Annotated in this window: 14 protein-coding genes; 4 read left to right on the forward strand and 10 right to left on the reverse strand. The window is 69.0% G+C overall.

Going from position 1 to position 16601, the window contains the following annotated elements; genetic code table 11:
* Window positions 1-37: 37 nt before the first annotated feature.
* Entirely contained in the window at window positions 38-2662 is a 2625-nt protein-coding gene (locus tag DFQ14_RS12895; RefSeq protein WP_179951571.1) for a DNA translocase FtsK 4TM domain-containing protein, read from the reverse strand.
* A gap of 181 nt (window positions 2663-2843) precedes the next feature.
* Window positions 2844-3200 (reverse strand): cupin domain-containing protein, encoded by a 357-nt coding sequence (locus tag DFQ14_RS12900; protein ID WP_114453562.1) that lies wholly within the window; start codon window positions 3198-3200, stop codon window positions 2844-2846.
* 120 nt (window positions 3201-3320) lie between these two features.
* Between DFQ14_RS12900 and DFQ14_RS12905 the strand changes: the two genes are divergently transcribed.
* Window positions 3321-4046 carry an HAD family hydrolase gene (locus tag DFQ14_RS12905; protein ID WP_114453485.1) on the forward strand — a complete coding sequence of 242 codons (726 nt, stop codon included), beginning with the start codon at window positions 3321-3323 and terminating at the stop codon, window positions 4044-4046.
* A gap of 250 nt (window positions 4047-4296) precedes the next feature.
* Window positions 4297-5628: a PP2C family protein-serine/threonine phosphatase gene (locus tag DFQ14_RS12910; RefSeq protein WP_420810162.1), complete on the forward strand. Its 1332-nt coding sequence runs from the start codon at window positions 4297-4299 to the stop codon at window positions 5626-5628.
* 31 nt (window positions 5629-5659) lie between these two features.
* Here the strand turns inward: DFQ14_RS12910 and DFQ14_RS12915 are convergent, their stop codons facing one another.
* The 5 genes from DFQ14_RS12915 to DFQ14_RS12935 form a co-directional block, all read right to left on the reverse strand.
* Window positions 5660-6139, reverse strand: a complete 480-nt coding sequence (locus DFQ14_RS12915; RefSeq protein WP_114453486.1) for an ATP-binding protein — start codon at window positions 6137-6139, stop codon at window positions 5660-5662.
* Between the two features lie 121 nt (window positions 6140-6260).
* On the reverse strand, window positions 6261-6650 hold the full coding sequence (locus DFQ14_RS12920; protein ID WP_246195483.1) for an STAS domain-containing protein: 390 nt from the start codon (window positions 6648-6650) through the stop codon (window positions 6261-6263).
* 130 nt (window positions 6651-6780) lie between these two features.
* Complete coding sequence (locus DFQ14_RS12925) at window positions 6781-8358, reverse strand: class I SAM-dependent DNA methyltransferase (RefSeq protein WP_246195484.1); 1578 nt, start codon at window positions 8356-8358, stop codon at window positions 6781-6783.
* A gap of 82 nt (window positions 8359-8440) precedes the next feature.
* Window positions 8441-8671, reverse strand: coding sequence for a DUF397 domain-containing protein (locus tag DFQ14_RS12930; protein ID WP_114453489.1), 231 nt, complete (start codon window positions 8669-8671; stop codon window positions 8441-8443).
* The gene (locus DFQ14_RS12935; RefSeq protein WP_114453490.1) at window positions 8668-9525 is read right to left on the reverse strand and encodes a helix-turn-helix domain-containing protein; all 858 of its coding nucleotides are present in this window, start codon (window positions 9523-9525) and stop codon (window positions 8668-8670) included. The genes DFQ14_RS12930 and DFQ14_RS12935 overlap by 4 nt, the downstream gene beginning before the upstream one ends.
* Before the next feature lie 225 nt (window positions 9526-9750).
* On the opposite strand from DFQ14_RS12935, the gene DFQ14_RS12940 reads away from it, so the two are divergent.
* Entirely contained in the window at window positions 9751-10074 is a 324-nt protein-coding gene (locus DFQ14_RS12940; RefSeq protein ID WP_114453491.1) for a hypothetical protein, read from the forward strand.
* Between the two features lie 758 nt (window positions 10075-10832).
* Here DFQ14_RS12940 and DFQ14_RS12945 read toward each other — a convergent pair.
* The gene (locus tag DFQ14_RS12945; RefSeq protein ID WP_114453492.1) at window positions 10833-11033 is read right to left on the reverse strand and encodes a cold-shock protein; all 201 of its coding nucleotides are present in this window, start codon (window positions 11031-11033) and stop codon (window positions 10833-10835) included.
* Window positions 11034-11452: 419 nt separating this feature from the next.
* Window positions 11453-13921, reverse strand: coding sequence for an ATP-binding cassette domain-containing protein (locus DFQ14_RS12955; protein WP_114453494.1), 2469 nt, complete (start codon window positions 13919-13921; stop codon window positions 11453-11455).
* Between the two features lie 249 nt (window positions 13922-14170).
* Between DFQ14_RS12955 and nhaA the strand changes: the two genes are divergently transcribed.
* Entirely contained in the window at window positions 14171-16024 is a 1854-nt protein-coding gene (nhaA, locus tag DFQ14_RS12960) for a Na+/H+ antiporter NhaA (RefSeq protein ID WP_246195486.1), read from the forward strand.
* 24 nt (window positions 16025-16048) lie between these two features.
* Here the strand turns inward: nhaA and DFQ14_RS12965 are convergent, their stop codons facing one another.
* Complete coding sequence (locus tag DFQ14_RS12965; RefSeq protein ID WP_158546698.1) at window positions 16049-16600, reverse strand: GAF domain-containing protein; 552 nt, start codon at window positions 16598-16600, stop codon at window positions 16049-16051.
* Between the last annotated feature and the right edge of the window lies 1 nt (window position 16601).

The following is a 16601-nucleotide window of genomic DNA, read 5'->3' on the forward strand; positions in this document are numbered from 1 at the left end:
CTTCGGCACTCCCCTTCGTGCGCCCCGATGCGCGACGTCACTCCGGGTCGTCCTCCGGCGGCGGCCCACCCCGGATCGACTGCAGCGCGCTGTCGAGCTCGTCGGGTTTGATCAGCACCTCACGCGCCTTCGACCCTTCCGAGGCCGCGACCACGCCGCGCGACTCCAGCAGGTCCATGAGCCTGCCCGCCTTGGCGAAGCCGACACGCAGTTTGCGTTGCAGCATCGAGGTCGACCCGAACTGGCTGGTGATGACGAGTTCGGCGGCCTGCAGCAGCACGTCGAGATCACCACCGATGTCGGAGTCGACCTCCTTCTTCTCGCCCGCCTTGGCGGTGGTGACACCTTCGGCGTAGTCGGGCTCGGCCTGTTCCTTGGTGTGGGCCACGAGCCGGTGGATCTCCTCGTCACTGACGAACGAGCCCTGTACCCGGGACGGCCGGGCTCCCCCCATCGGCAGGTAGAGCGCATCGCCCATGCCGATGAGCTTTTCCGCACCTGCCTGGTCCAGGATGACCCGCGAGTCGGTCAGCGAGGACGTGGCGAAAGCCAGCCGGGAGGGCACGTTCGTCTTGATCAGCCCGGTGACCACGTCCACCGAGGGACGCTGGGTGGCCAGCACGAGGTGGATCCCGGCCGCGCGCGCCTTCTGCGTGATCCGCACGACCGCGTCCTCGACGTCGCGGGGCGCGGTCATCATCAGGTCCGCGAGCTCGTCGACGATCGCCAGGATGTAGGGGTACGGCCGGTACTCGCGCTCGCTGCCGGGCGGGGTGGTGATCTCCCCGGAGCGCACCCTGGCGTTGAAGTCGTCGATGTGCCGCACCCGGTTGGCCTGCATGTCCTGGTAGCGCTGTTCCATCTCCTCGACCAGCCAGCCCAGCGCGGAGGCGGCTTTCTTGGGCTGGGTGATGATCGGGGTGATCAGGTGCGGGATGCCCTCGTACGGCGTCAGCTCCACCATCTTCGGATCGATCAGGATCATCCTGACCTCGTCCGGAGTGGCCCGCGCCAGCAGCGAGGCCAGCAGCGAGTTGACGAAGCTGGACTTACCGGAACCGGTCGAACCCGCACACAGCAGGTGCGGCATCTTCGACAGGTTCGCGGTGACCATGTGTCCTTCGATGTCCTTGCCCAGGCCCATGACCAGCGGGTGGGTGTCGTCGGCGGCCTTCGGCGAGCGCAGCACGTCGCCGAGGCGCACCATCTCCCGGTCACTGTTGGGCACTTCGATGCCCACCGCCGACTTGCCCGGGATGGGTGCCAGCAGGCGCACGTTGTCGTTGGCCACCGCGTAGGCGATGTTCTTGGTCAGCGCGGTGATCTTCTCGACCTTCACGCCCGGGCCGAGCTCGACCTCGTAGCGCGTCACCGTCGGCCCGCGCACGAAGCCGGTGACCTGCGCGTCGATCTTGAACTCCTCCAGGACCCCGGTGATCGCCTCGATCATGGAGTCGTTGGCCTTGCTGCGGGTCTTCGGCGGGTCGCCTTCGGTGAGCGTATCCAGCGGCGGAAGCCGGTAGTCGCCCTCGACGGTGCGGCTGATGGTGAGCTTGTCCGCCTGATCGTCCCCGGCCTTCTCGGGCGAGCCGGCGGGAACTTCGGTCGCCGCGGGCTTCGTTCCGGAGGTCTTCTTGCCCGAAGGGGCCGGCCCCTTGGTGCCCGTGGCCGAATCCCCGGCGGGCGACTCGGCGGCATCGTCGAGAGTGAGCTGGGTGGCCTCACCCGCCGCCGGGCCGTCGCTCATCGCCGCCTGGCGGCGCCTCGCCGGACGTCGTAGCCTGGCTGCGGAGGCATCGGCCGGTGCCTGCTCGCGCGTACCGCCGCCGTCCGGTTCGTCCGCGCCGTACCGGGCGAGGGCACGCAGCCGCTCGGGCACGTCGCGCACGGCCGTTCCGGTCAGCAGCAACACCGCGAACGCGGCCACCAGCACGAGCACCGCGATCGCCACACCACCGCTGACTCCCTGCGACAGCGGGCCGCCGGCGGCGAAGCCGAGCACACCTCCGGCCTGCGGCCATCCCGAGAGGTTTTCCGGGGCACCGGCGGCGATGTGCAGCACTCCGAGGGCGGCGAGCAGCATCAGCAGCGTGCCGATCACCATCCGCGGTCGCGCTTCGGGATTCGTCTCGGTGCACATCAGCAGGGCCGCCACGCCGAGCAGCACCGGCGGCAGCACCAGCGTGGCCGAGCCGATCACGAAGCGCAGCGCCCAGTCCAGCCACTGCCCCACCGGACCGCCTGCGTGCCACCACACGCCGGCGGCGGTCACGACGGCGACGGCCAGGAAGATCAGAGCGAGCCCGTCGCGGCGATGTGCGGGGTCGAGCTCGCGGGTCCTGCCCAGCGCTCGCAGGGCTGCCCCCAGCCCCCGCGCCAGGCTCTGTCCCACTTCGGAGCCGCCCGCGCGGCGTGCTGAGCCGCGCCGCGCGGGCGCGCGGGTCGCACCGGAACGCGGCGCGTTCGCCCGCTTCGTGCCGCCCTTGCCCGCGGTACCGCGCGAGGACTTCTTCGCGGTCGAGCCGGTTTTCGCGGTCGAGCTCGTTTTCGACGCCGGGGCGGACCTCGAGGTCGAAGCGCCTTTCGACGTGGTGGCGTTGCTCTTGGTCGCACTCTTGGCGCCCGCCGAGCTTCGCCCGCTCCTCGCCGTACCACTGGCCATGGTCAACACGGTATCGCCTGCAGGGCTCCGGCGTCACAGTTGCCACACCGGCCGATGCGGGAAGGACGGAGACCTGCCTTCTTCGACGGGCTCGCCGGGAACCGCCCCCTTTTTGCGCGTGCGGGGGCATCCGGTCGAACACAGCGACCGGATGCCCCGGGCGTGCTGCCCGCGGTGTCGCTCAGCCCGCGGGTTTGGCGTAGGTGTCCGCCGCGGCCCAGTCGATCGCCACGAACAGCTCGTCACCCACGACCCAGGCGTCGTGGCCCGGTGAGATCACCACCGAGTCGCCGGCTCCGGCCTCCCCTTCCGTTCCGTCGTCCATCGCGACGTGCATGCGGCCCGAGAGAACGTAGAGCTGGTGGCTCTCCTGGCAACTGTCGGTTCCGGCGAGCGGCTTGACGTCGTGGGACCACTTCCAGCCCGGCCGCATGGTCGCCCGACCGACCGAGACACCGGCCAACTTCACCATGGCCAATTCGCCGTTGTTGAAACGTCTCGTCTCGTCCGGCCGGTCGAGACTCTTGGCTTCGAGCATGATTTCCCCCTCGGACAGGCCCGCTGTGCGGGCACGGCTCGAAAGCACCTCCAGTCTGCGCCGCCCGGCTCGTTCACACCAGAGGTCGACTCTCCCGCGTCCCCTGCGATACTGGTCGCCATGGCAGCCGACGGCCGGATGCGACTGGTGCTCTGGGACATCGACCACACCCTGATCGAGAGCCGGGGGATGGGTCGCTCCGTCTACGCGCGGGTCTTTCCCGAAGTGACCGGGCAGTCCCTGCGGGAGCTCGCCCCGGTCCACGGGCGCACGGAGCTCGACATCATGCACGACACCCTGCGCTTGCACGAGATCGAACCCACCGAGCGGATCACGACCCGGCTCGCCGCCGCCCTCGCCGAGGGATTCCGCGCCGCCGTCGGCGAGCTCGCCGAACGGGGCACGGTGCTGCCCGGCGTGTGGCAGGCTCTGGATGCTCTCGCGGCCGAGCCGGACATGCACCAGAGCGTGCTCAGCGGCAACACCGCCGATGTGGCCCGCACCAAGCTCGAGGCCTTCGGGCTGGAACGCTACCTCGACCTGCCGGCCGGCGCGTACGGCGACGACCACCGCGAGCGCGCCGAACTCGTCACCATCGCCCGTGACCGCGTGGCACGACAGTTCGGCACCACGGTCCCGGCCGAGCGGATCGTCCTCATCGGTGACACTCCCCACGATGTGGACGTCGCACTCTCCGCGGGGACACACATCGTCGCCGTGGCCACCGGCGAGTACTCCGTCGACGATCTCCGCGCCGCCGGCGCGGAGTCGCCCCTGGAGGACCTGACCAGCCTGTCGCGACTGCGGCGAGCCCTGAACGGCGACACCGGCGGGCACATCCGATGACCGGCCTCGTCACCGGCACCACCCCAGCGGTGTACACGCAACGCAGCACCATCCTGGCAGTCCGTGCACCGATGTACACTCGTGCTTCGGTTATAGTGCGGTTGGTTGAGCAGTCAGCCACTGGAGCAAGCACCATGCCGATGGGGTGCCGCTGTTCCGCGCGCTCGACGACACCCCGAGGCAGCACCGTCCACGGCGGGGGTCGCCGAGCGACGGCGGCTGCGCACTTCCCGGCAGAGAGGGACAACCTTTGGCGGCCGAGCAAGCACTATCGGAGATCCCTGCGGCCCCGCACACCGGCAACGGTGCTGCCACGGCGAGCGAGGCAGCACGGTTGGCGGCGGTGGCCCGCTACGACATCGTGGACACCCCGCGGGACGAAGCATTCGATCGGATCGCCGCGCTGGCCGCACGATGGCTCGACGCCCCGATCGCAACGGTGTCCATCGTGGACAGCGATCGGATCTGGTTCAAAGCCACGTACGGCGTGAGCGGCATCACCGAGGTCGCACGGGAGCCGGGGCTGTGCGACTCGGCGATCAAGCAGAACGCACCGTATGTGGTGCACGACGCCCTGGCCGATCCCCGCACGGCCGAGAATGCGCTGGTGCGCGGAGAATTGGGTGTGCGGTTCTACGCCGCGGCACCGATCCGCAACTCCGAGGGTTACCGGCTGGGCACGGTCAATGTGCTCGACACTCACCCCCGCGAGATCGGCGACACCGAGCTGACCACCTTGCAGGATCTGGCGGACGTGGTGATGGACGAGCTGGAGCTGCGGCTGTCGGCGTTGACGACCTTGCGTCACGAGCGCCAACTGCGGGAGCGCATCGAAGGGTTCGCGTCCACGCTGCAGCGCACGCTGCTGCCCCCGTCCCTGCCCCAGGTGCCCGGACTGGAGCTGGCGTGCCACTACCACGCCGCGTCACCGAGCGACGTGACCGGGGATTTCTACGACGTGTTCTCCCTCGGTGACGGCCGGTGGGCGTTCTTCCTCGGCGATGTCTCCGGCCACGGCGCGCCGGCGGCGACGGTGACGTCGCTGACCCGCTACACCCTGCGGGCCGCGGCGTTGCACAGCCCCGACCCTGCTGCCGCGTTGGCGGAACTGAACGCGGCCCTGCTGCGGGATCCGCACGTTCCGCAGTGCTGCACCGTTCTGTTCGGGATCCTGCATCCTCTCCCCACCGGTGGGTTCGACATCGTCCTCGCCGGCGGCGGGCACCAGCCGGCGCTGTGGTTGCGCCCGGAGCACGGCACGGTGGAGGAGATCCATCCCGACGGGGGGATGCTCGTCGGGGCGTTGCCGGACGCCTCGTTCGCCACGTCCCACCTGCGCCTGGAGGCGGGGCAGACCTTGCTGCTCTACACCGACGGTCTCACCGAGGCCCGCCCCGGCGGAGAGTTCTTCGGTGAGCAGCGGTTGGAAACGTTTCTGGCCGACAACATCGATGCGGGCGCCGAGACGCTGATCGGCGAACTGACCACGTTGATCGGTGGATTCGATCCCGCTCCCGAGGACGATATCGCCCTGCTCGCCCTGCGCGTGCCCGCCGCTCCGTCGGACGCGAGCCGGACCTGAGCGAGGTCGGGTCGCAGGCACCGCGCCGCGGTCAGGACAGGGACAGGCGCGCCGTCTCGGCCTGGGGGGTCAGAGCCCAGGCCATGCGCACCGTGGTGCCGGAAGTCTCTGCGATGACCTCGGCGTGGTCGGCCAGGTTCCGGATCAGTACCAGACCTCGGCCGCCCGTTCCCCCGCGCTCGCTCGGGGGGAGGCGCCAGCGCCCGTAGTCGGTCACGGTGACCTCCACCTGTGCCGAGTCGGGCCGGTGGCTCGCGTGCACATCCAGCACGCCGTCACCGTCGGGGTAGGCGTGGACGGCGGCGTTGGCCAGTGCCTCGTAGGCGGCCAACGCCAACGTCTCGACCTGCTCGGCGGCCATGCCGGTGCGCTCCGCCCACTCGACCAGCGTGTGCCGCAATTCCGGTAGCCGCTCCGGTTCAGCGGGCACCGCGGGGAAGCGCAGGTCGGTGACCTGCGTTTCCCCGCTGCCGCCACCGTGTTTGTCGGCCACCTCGCCGTCGGTGTCCATGTGATCTTTCCTGCCTCGACTGCCGGACTGGCTTCCGACGTACCCGCTCGGGGGGCTGCTTATGCACATCTCGCCGGAGTCGGTCCACCGCGCCGCGCCGATCAAGGCGCCGCGGCGACCATCACCCCCCGGAGAGGGCCTCCTGCCGCGAGGCATGGACGGGAATCCTGCGGTCCAGGGCGGTCACCTGCAGCGGCCGCGCCGTGGCGGTGTTCGGGGCGACCACACACAGTTCGGTGTTTCCCTCGGCCTGCTGGTAGGCGGCGACCAGTGCCGACAATCCCGCCGAGGCGAAGAAGTCCACCTCGGTCAGTTCCACCACCAGCTTCTCCGGCCGTTCGTTCAGCGTCGACGTCAGCGCTTCCTCGAACTTGGGTGCGGTCACCATGTCGACGTCTCCCGCCACCGGCAGCACCGCCTCCCGGCCGTACCATTCCACGGTCGCGATCGTGATCTGCCCATCGGAGGGTTCAGTGGTCTCGGTATGCACGGACGAATCGAAAGAAGCCACGGCGCCCACTATCGCATACCACCACCACCCCACGTCGAACAATGCCGACGGTGCAGGTCGGCGATCAGGGTGAGGTTCGTCGCTGCGGCTGCCGGAGGGCCACAGCGGCGCGTTCGCCCGGGCCGCGTCCCTACGGCTGCTGCGGATCGGGGGCGCCCTCATTTGAGGAAACTTCCGCCGCTGTCTGGCCGCCGAGCGCGTCGGCGACGGCGGCGAACTCGGTCAGTGCCGACTGCAGGTCCTCGACGATCTCGGCGGCGATGACCTCGGGCGGCAGCAGGGAGTCGGTGTCCTCGGCGGATTCGTCGGCGACCCAGCCGATCAGGTCGAGGTTGACCTTGTCGCGGGCCAGCAGCTCGTCGTGGTCGAAGACGCGGACGCGCTCGTTGTCGTCGCGCTCCTCCGGGCGTTCGGCCGAGCGGTACCAGGCGACGAAGTCGTCGAGATGTTCGCTGCGCAGCGCCTTGGTCTTCAGGGTGAAGTGCTGGTTGGTGCGGAAGTCGTAGACGGCGAGCTTGCTGGTCAGCGCCCGGCCGGGTGTGGGGGTCCTGGAGTCGAAGAACAGCACATTGGCCTTGACCCCGCCCGCGTAGAAGATGCCGGTGGGCAGGCGCAGCAGGGTGTGCACGTCGTAGTCGTGCAGCAGGTTGCGCCGCACGGTCTCGCCCGCGCCGCCCTCGAACAGCACGTTGTCGGGCACGACGACGGCCGCGCGGCCGGGGATGTCGAGCTGCTTGGCGATGTGCTGGACGAAGTTGAGCTGCTTGTTGGTGGTGGTGACCCAGAAGTCCGTGCGGCTGTAGGCCACGTCTTCACGGCTCGCCTTGCCGTCCTCGCCGATGACGGTGATCGAGGACTTCTTGCCGAACGGCGGGTTGGCCAGCACCAGGCTCGCCTTCCTGCCGCCCTTGGCCAACGCGTCGGTGACGTGGACCAGTTGCTTGCCGTTCCAGGAGCCGATGCCGTGCAGCAGCAGGTTCATCGCGGCCAGACGCGCGGTGCCGTGCACCAACTCGGTGCCCCAGATGTTGCCCTCGGAACGCTTGGAGGTACCGAAGAAGTCTTCCCACTGCGCCCGGGTGAGCTCGCTGCCGTATTCGGCGGCGATGTGCTCGTAGGCCGCGAGCAGGAATCCACCGGTGCCGCAGGCCGGGTCGGTGATCGTGTCGCGCGGAGTGGGCCGGGTGCAGCGCACCATCGCCTCGATGAGCGGGCGCGGGGTGAAGTACTGGCCGGCACCGGTTTTGGTGTCCTCGGCACCTCGGGACAGCAGCTGCTCGTAGGCGTCGCCCTTGACGTCGGTGCCCTGCAGCGACCAGGTCTCCTTGTCGATCAGCTCTTTGACCAGCCGGGACAGGCTCGCCGCAGTTTGGATCTTGTTCTGGGCCCTGCCGAAGACGAGGTTCAGCGGGCTGCCCGTGGCCTGACTACCGAGAGCCGACAGCAGCTTCTCGTAGTGCTGCTTGAGGTCTTCGGCCTTTTTGTCCTTGAGTTTTTGCCAGCCGTACTCCTGCCAGTCTTCCGGCAGGATGTTCTCCGCGCTCAGCGGGTTGGCTGCCTTCTCGTCGGCGATCTTGAGGAACAGCAGGAACGTCAACTGCTCGACGTAGTCGATTGTGGACACGCCCTCGTCGCGCAGCACGTCGCAGTAGCTCCACAGCTTGTCGACGAGCCTGCGGGTCTCGGCCTGTGCGTCGGCGGCGTTCACCGGTTCCTCCAGAAAGGTCGAATGAGCAGGAAGCTACCACCACGGAGTGCTGCGCAAGTATCAATACCGGGCGGCAGGCCGCTCAGCGCGGGTCGAGGTCGCCGCTCTTGAGCGCGCCGACGAACGAGGCCCACTGCGCACGCCCGAACGCGAGTGCCGGACCGGACGTGTTCTTGCTATCGCGAGTGGCGACGACACCAGGCACAAAGACGACTTCAACACAGTTACCGTTCGGCGCGCTGCGCGAGCTTTTGCGCCATGCGGCGGCCGAAAAGTCGGTATTGAAGTGGGCGTGCCCGCCTGCTTGGCTCACGTCAGCTCCTTCGCAACCTTCCCGATCAGCTCGCGTGTCCGGTCGGGATCGGCCGCTCTTGCACGTAGGTGGTCGAACAGTTCGCGGTACCAGGCTACGTCCGGCGGTTCGTCCAGAAATAGGCCGCCGTGGGCGTCGAGGTAGGCCACATCGATGTTCTCCGTACCGGGGAAACCGAGCACGATAAAGCCACCGGTCACAGCCGGGTGAGCACCTGCATCGAAGGGGAGCACCTGGATGACGACGTTGGGTTCCGAGGCAACGTCGGCAAGGTGGTCGAGCTGTAGGCGCATGACGCCATTGCCGCCGAACGGTCGGCGAAGTGCGGCCTCGTCCACGATCGCCCAGACCTTCGGCGGCTGCTCACGATGAAGCAACTCCTGCCGGTTGGTACGAACAGTGACCTTGCGTTCCACCTCGTCGTCGGTCATACCTGGCGACGTACGGATCACGGCTCGTGCATACGCCTCGGTCTGCAGTAGCCCCGGTACGAGCTGTGGCTCGAAGTTGGAGACTTCGGCCGCGTCGGCTTCCAGACCGACATAACCGTGAAACCATTCCGGCAGCAGGTCGGCGTAGGAATTCCACCAGCCCTTGCCACGTGAACCGCGCGCCAACTCCAACAGCGCTTCCGCATCGGTGCCGGTAACGCCGTACAGCTCCAGCAAAGCCCGCACGTCGCCGATCCGGGGACGCTGTACCCGGCCGCGTTCCAGCCGCGAGACCTTCGGTTGGGAGAGATCGTCGAGGCGGTTACCGGCTTCTTCCATGCTCAGTCCCGCATTCTCGCGGAGCCGTCGCAGCTCGATCCCGAGCCGGCGGCGACTGACCATCGAGCCGCTGCCGTTCGTCATGCGCTGTCCCTCCGTGTTCGAGGCGCCGTTGGAGCCTGCCTGATCCCCTACGCACTGAATCAGAGCAGTCTACTGAGGAACATCATGTTCACCTATACGGAGTACTTCACAAACTGAATGATTCACTTCTAAGGTATTGATCATTGAATGAAGCGGAAGCATAGATCACATGACGGCTTCCACGGTCCAGTGATCATCACTACAGCAGGCAGGAGCGATCGGTCGATGTGGCTGAAAGAGCTGAACGCCGAAGTACGGACCAGGCTCGACACCTTGGACGGCATCGCCGCCGAGGGCAGTGAGCACGCCGTGGTCCGGATAGGACGCACGGAGATCCCGCACCTGGTGGCGACGGTGCGAACACTGATGAACGAACACCAGCCCGGCGAGTACGGCGAGTGCCGGGTCTGCTCACGGCAGCGGCGGCGTTGGCTGAAGCCGTTCCGGCGTCCGAAGGCCCCGTGCCGGGTCTATCTCGCCGCCCGCCGCGCGCTGCTGGACGAACGCAACCCCGCCATCGAACGGGGCACCAACCGGACCGCGAGCTGACACGCCCACAAACCCGGCCGGTTCCCGATCCTCCCCGACCGCGCGGGAACCGGTCTCCCGGCCGGAGGTGCACGGCCGTGCCCCCGAGCGGCTGTGTGCCTCCGGCCGTCCCCGGTGGCCCCACGAACGACCGGGTCACGAGGACTGCGGCCCCTGCCCGATCGGCACCGCCCACTCCGGAAGCGCCTGCCCGCATCCCGGCAGCCACCTACCCCGCCGACTGCCGAGCACGAGACCGGCGGCAGGGCCCCGTGCGCTGTGCCACGCCACCGGATACGCCACCGGGAGAGTGTGCGCACCGCCGTACCGGGTCCCTGCCGCCGGATACTGCAAGGGTCCGCCCGGGCGTGTCAGCTGCCCGATCCCAGGGCGTGGTGTCACCCCCGGACGGGAAAATCCCCCGCAGGAGCAGCCTCGCGTGCCACAGCCGAGATCGCCAGTTGAGGCATGTTCCGCTGGACCGCACCGGCGGTGTTCGCAGCGTGGGTGTGCCCACGAGAGGCCGGAGCCCGACGGGCAGCGTGCTGGTCGGGCAGGCGGGACGACCGGTCGGCCTGCGGCATGCCGCGGTGCCGGTGGTGCGGCGGTGGTGCCGTGGTGATGAGGTTTCTTCCTCGTGCCGTGCTCGATGCCACCCGGCGCATTGTTGCGGCGCCGGGTGATCGGCCCGGCCGATGTGCGGGCTTGCTCGCCCAAAACGCCACCGGCTGCCCACCCGAGTGGATGGGCAGCCGGTGAACGCAGAGGCTGAGAGGGGCTCAGACCCGGACGGTGCTGGCCTGCGGTCCCTTGGGGCCCTGGGTGACCTCGTAGGTCACCTGCTGGTCCTCCTCGAGAGTGCGGAAGCCACTGGCGTCGATGGCCGAGTAGTGCACGAACACGTCCGGACCGCCCTCATTGGGGGCGATGAAGCCGAAGCCCTTCTCGGCGTTGAACCACTTCACGGTTCCCTGTGTCATGTCTGTCTCCTTCGGGGAGCTGGGGTGTGACGAGCGCCCACACCGTGTGGACACCCGGGCCGGGATCTCGAACGGCAGCTACTCCAGCATCAACCAAAGACAGCAGCGCGCCCGCACCAAACCTCTGAGCGAGCGTGCACAAACACGAACCCAGAAATACAACGACCACCCGTCACTCTACACCCCGGACACCGCCGGCACGAGGCAGCACGCCGTCGATTTCAGCCGGACGCCCCGGAGCCGGCGGCCCTGGCTCGCGGCGAGGTAGCGCTCGCCCACGGAGGCGTCAGCGCGCCGCGCCCGTGGAAGTCGGTGCTCTACGTGCGCGATCCGCTCACCGACTGCCTCGGACCACCCTGCCTCGACGCCCGCACCGCCACGACCCGGACTCGTCCCGCGGTGTCCGCGAGGGCCTCAGCTCAGGTGCCGACGTAGTCCGCGAGGTGCTCGCCGGTGAGGGTGGACCGGGCGGCGACGAGATCGGCGGGTGTGCCCTCGAAGACGACCCGGCCACCGTCGTGGCCGGCGCCGGGGCCGAGGTCGATGATCCGGTCGGCGTGGGCCATGACCGCCTGGTGGTGCTCGATGACGATGACCGACTTGCCGGAGTCGACGAGGCGGTCGAGCAGGCCGAGCAGCTGCTCGACGTCGGCGAGGTGCAGACCGGTGGTCGGCTCGTCGAGGACGTACACCCCGCCCTTGTCCCCCAGGTGCGTCGCCAGCTTGAGCCGCTGCCGCTCGCCGCCGGACAGCGTGGTCAGCGGCTGGCCGAGGCTGAGATAGCCCAACCCGACGTCGGCGAGCCGCTCGAGGATCCGGTGCGCCGCCGGGATCCGCGCGTCGCCCGCTGTGTCCTGGCGCCCCGTCCTCGCTCCTTCGTCGCTGCGATGCTCGGTCGTCCTCCTGGCGCCGCCGAAGAACTCCTCGGCCTCGGTCACCGACATCGCGAGCACCTCGCTGATGTCCTTGCCGCCGAGGCGGTATTCCAGCACCGAGGCTCCGAACCGCTTGCCCTCGCACTCCTCGCAGGTGGTGGCGACACCGGCCATCATCGCCAGGTCGGTGTAGATGACGCCTGCGCCGTTGCAGGTGGGGCAGGCGCCTTCGGAGTTGGCGCTGAACAGGGCCGGCTTCACGCCGTTGGCCTTGGCGAACGCCTTGCGGATCGGGTCGAGCAGGCCGGTGTAGGTCGCCGGGTTGCTCCGCCTGGAGCCGCGGATCGCGCTCTGGTCGATCGACACCACCCCGGCGTCGGCGGCCCCCGACTGGTGACACAGCGAGCCCTGGATGAGCGAGCTCTTGCCGGAGCCCGCCACACCGGTGACCACGCAGAGCACCCCGAGCGGGATGTCGACGTCGACGTCACGCAGGTTGTGGGAGGTGGCGCCGCGGATTTCCAGCGTGCCGGTGGGCGTCCGCACGGTCTCCTTGAGACTCGCCCGATCGTCGAGATGGCGGCCGGTGAGCGTGTCACCGGCCCGCAGCCCCTCGACGGTGCCCTCGAAGCAGACGGTGCCGCCGGCGGTGCCGGCGCCGGGGCCGAGGTCGACGACGTGGTCGGCGATCGCGATCGTCTCCGGCTCGTGCTCCACGACGAGCACGGTGTTGCCCTTGTCGCGCAGCCGCAGCAGCAGGTCGTTCATCCGCTGGATGTCATGGGGGTGCAGGCCGATGGTGGGCTCGTCGAAGACGTAGGTGACGTCGGTCAACGACGAGCCGAGGTGGCGGATCATCTTGGTGCGCTGCGCCTCGCCGCCCGACAGCGTGCCGGACGGGCGGTCGAGCGAGAGGTAGCCCAGTCCGATCTCCACGAACGAGTCGAGGGTGTGCTGCAACGACGCCAGCAGCGGCGCGACCGACGGCTCGTCCAGGCCGCGCACCCACTCGGCGAGGTCGCTGATCTGCATCCCGCAGGCGTCGGCGATGTTGACACCGGAGATCTTCGACGACCGGGCCGCCTCGGACAGCCGGGTGCCACCGCACTCGGGGCAGGCGGTGAAGGTGATCGCCCGGTCCACGAACGCCCGGATGTGCGGCTGCATCGCCTCGCGGTCCTTGGACAGCATCGATTTCCGGATCTTCGGGATCAGCCCCTCGTACGTCAGGTTGATCCCGTCGACCTTGATCTTCGTCGGCTCCTTGTGGAGCAGGTCGTGCAGCTCGGCCTCGGTGAACTCCCGGATCGGCTTCTCCGGGTCGAAGAAGCCGCAGCCGCGGAAGATGCGGCCGTACCAGCCGTCCATGCTGTATCCGGGGATCGTGAGCGCGCCCTCGTCGAGCGACTTGCTGTCGTCGTACAGCGCGGACAGGTCGAAGTCGGTGACCGAGCCCCGGCCCTCGCAGCGCGGACACATGCCGCCGGTGATGCTGAAGTCGCGCCGCTCCTTCACGGTCTTTCCGCCGCGCTCGAACGTGACCGCGCCCGCTCCGCTGATCGAGGCGACGTTGAAGGAGAACGCCTGGGGCGAGCCGATGTGCGGCTGCCCGAGCCGGCTGAACAGGATCCGCAGCATCGCACCCGTGTCGGTGGCGGTGCCGACCGTGGAGCGGGGATCGGCGCCCATCCGCTCCTGGTCGACGATGATCGCGGTCGTCAGCCCCTCCAGCACGTCGACCTCCGGCCGGGCCAGCGTCGGCATGAAACCCTGCACGAAGGCGCTGTAGGTCTCGTTGATCATCCGCTGCGACTCCGCGGCGATCGTGCCGAACACCAACGAGCTCTTGCCCGAGCCGGAGACACCGGTGAACACCGTCAGCCGGCGCTTCGGGATCTCGACATGGATGTCGGAGAGGTTGTTCTCGCGCGCGCCGTGCACGCGGATCAGATCGTGGCTGTCGGCAACGTGCAGCGCAGGTGACTGCGCGTCCGTTCTCGTGGCCATGCTCATCGTGTCTCCCTCTGTGCCGCGGGGGCGCCTTCGCGTTCACCGGCTGGTCGCCCGGCTCTCCATCCAACCAGTTTCGAGCACCACGTCCGGTTCTCCTTGCTCGGCGCGGTCGCGGCAACCTCATGCGATCAGTGCTCGGCATGCGCATGATGTTCTGCAGCCCCGCCTTGTCGGCAGCCCCCACGTGGCCCGGCTGCCCTGCCCGGACGGGGACGATCCCGCCGCGCGCCGACTGGAGGCCTGCACACGATGAGGTTGCCCTCGCCCACCTCCACCCGAGCTCTGCCGCGGGCGGTGCAGGCGTTTCTGACCACCGAGGCGGGCGGCACGCTGCTGCTGCTGGCGGCGACCGTGATCGCGATCGTGTGGGCCAACTCCCCGTTCGCCGCCGCCTACGAGGCCCTCTGGCACACCCCGCTGGCGGTGCGCATCGGCGTGCTGGAGTTGGAGCTGGACCTGCGGCACTGGATCAACGACGGGCTCATGGCCCTGTTCTTCTTCGTCATCGGCATGGAAGTCTCCCGCGAATTCACCCTCGGCGAAATGCGCAACCGCAGCATGGTGGCGGTTCCGCTGCTGGCCGCACTGGGAGGGCTGTCGATTCCCGCGGTGCTGTATCTGGCGGTCAACGCCGGGAGCCCGACAGCGATCGGGTGGGGCATTCCGATGGCCACCGACACCGCGTTCGTGCTGGGGGTGCTGGCGCTGGTCGGGCCGCGGTGCCCGGATCCGCTGCGGGTGTTCCTGCTGACTCTGGCCGTCGTGGACGACGTGGGCGCGATCAGTGTCGTCGCGATCGTCTACACACGGCAGCTGAATGTCTCCGCGTTGATGGTCGCTGCCGCGTTGTTCGTGCTCGTGCTGGTGTTGCGGCGGGCCGGCATCGGGTGGGCTCCGCTGTTCACCGTGCTCGCGCTGTCGATCTGGGTGTTCACCGTCGAGTCCGGGCTGCATCCCACGGTCGTCGGGCTGGCCCTGGGCATCCTCGTCCGCATCTACACCCCGCCGGATGTGCGGGTGCTGCGGGTCGGCGAGCTGGCCCAGGCCTTCACGCGCAACCCCACGCCGGAGCGCGGGCGGGAGACCCGACGTGAGCTGCAGGCCGCGGTGCCCCCGAACGAACGGCTCCAACTCCACCTGCACCCGTGGACCAGCTATGCCGTGATCCCACTGTTCGCGCTGGCCAACGCCGGGATCCCACTCGGGGCGGACACGCTGTCGCGGGCGGTGACCTCACCGGTGACCCTCGGCATCGTGCTCGGTTTGGTGGTCGGCAAGTTCGCCGGCGTGGCCCTGGGCAGCTGGGTCGGGCTGCGGTTCGGTCTCGGGGCGCTTCCCGGCCAGCTGGTGTGGGGCCAGCTGCTCGGCGGCGCGGCCCTGGCCGGGATCGGATTCACGGTGTCGTTGTTCATCACCGAGCTGGCTTTCGCCGACGAAGCACTGCGCAACGAGGCGAAGGTCGGCATCCTCGTGGGATCGCTGCTGGCCGCGGTCATCGGGCGGGTGATCTTCTGGCTGGCCTGGAACCGGGGAGCGGTGTGCGCTCCGCCCGGCGAGGACATGTCCGCCGAGCAGTTGCCGGACACGCTGGCCGAGCCGGTCTCCGACGACGATCACGTCCTCGGGCCGCCGACCGCCTCGGTCACGCTCGTGGAGTACGCGGACTACGAGTGCCCCTACTGCGGCGGCATGCATCCAGTGGTGCGGGACCTGCGAGCGCGGTACGGGGATCGGTTGCGCTTCGTGTTCCGGCACTACCCGGTCGACGCACTGCACCCGAACGCGCGCAAAGCCGCACTCGCCGCGGAGGAAGCCGGTGCCCGAGGCCGGTTCTGGGACATGCACGAGCAGCTGTTCACCCACCAACGGCAGCTGGACACCGACGGCCTGGCAGCCCACGCCGAGCACATCGGCCTGCCCCCGGACGCGGTCACCAGCCGCAACGTGCGCAGGCACCTCGACCGGGTGGAGGCCGACATCGCCTCGGGCCGCGCCAGCGGTGTGCGCGGCACCCCCACCTTCTTCGTCAACGGGCAGCGCTACACCGGCGACAACAGCGCGACAGCATTGGCAGCCGCGATCGAGGCCGCCATGGCCGAGTGAACGGCGCCGGGCCGAGGCGCCCGTTCAGGCTTCTTCCGGCGGGGGGACGCCGGGCAGCTTGCCGGTGCGCGCGCTGATCAGCACCACCGCCGCATACGAGGCGAGCACCCAGCCCAGTTTCTCGGCACGCTCGCCGAAGGTCTGCCGCCGGTCGGAGTACAGGTTCAGGGCTGCGAAGAATTCCTCGTCCCGGTAGAGCTGAAAGCCCACCATGCTGCCGATGCCCAACGCGCGGGCCTGCGGGATGTAGGACGGCCAGCGGGTCTCGGTGGCGAGATCGCCGCTGCGGTAGAACCGGTTGTGCCAGGAACCGGCTTGCAGAGCGGCATCGAAGCACGGGCCCTCGCGCAGCCGGCCCTGCGCCTGGTCGGAGTCGTGGACACGCCGGCTGGAGGCCGCTATCGTTTCGACTCCCCGTTTGCGGTACAGCAGCAGGATGCCGGCGTCGTCGCAGCCGTCGAGGTGCCGCACGGCCTGCTCCACGGCCCGATCCAGCACGGCCTGCTTCGAGGTTTGCGCGGTCAGATCCCGAGCGAGGTCGGCGAAGAACTCCAGGGACGTGTCATCGATGGCCATG

This window comes from Halopolyspora algeriensis (assembly GCF_003337235.1).
GTDB lineage: Bacteria > Actinomycetota > Actinomycetes > Mycobacteriales > Pseudonocardiaceae > Haloactinomyces > Haloactinomyces algeriensis.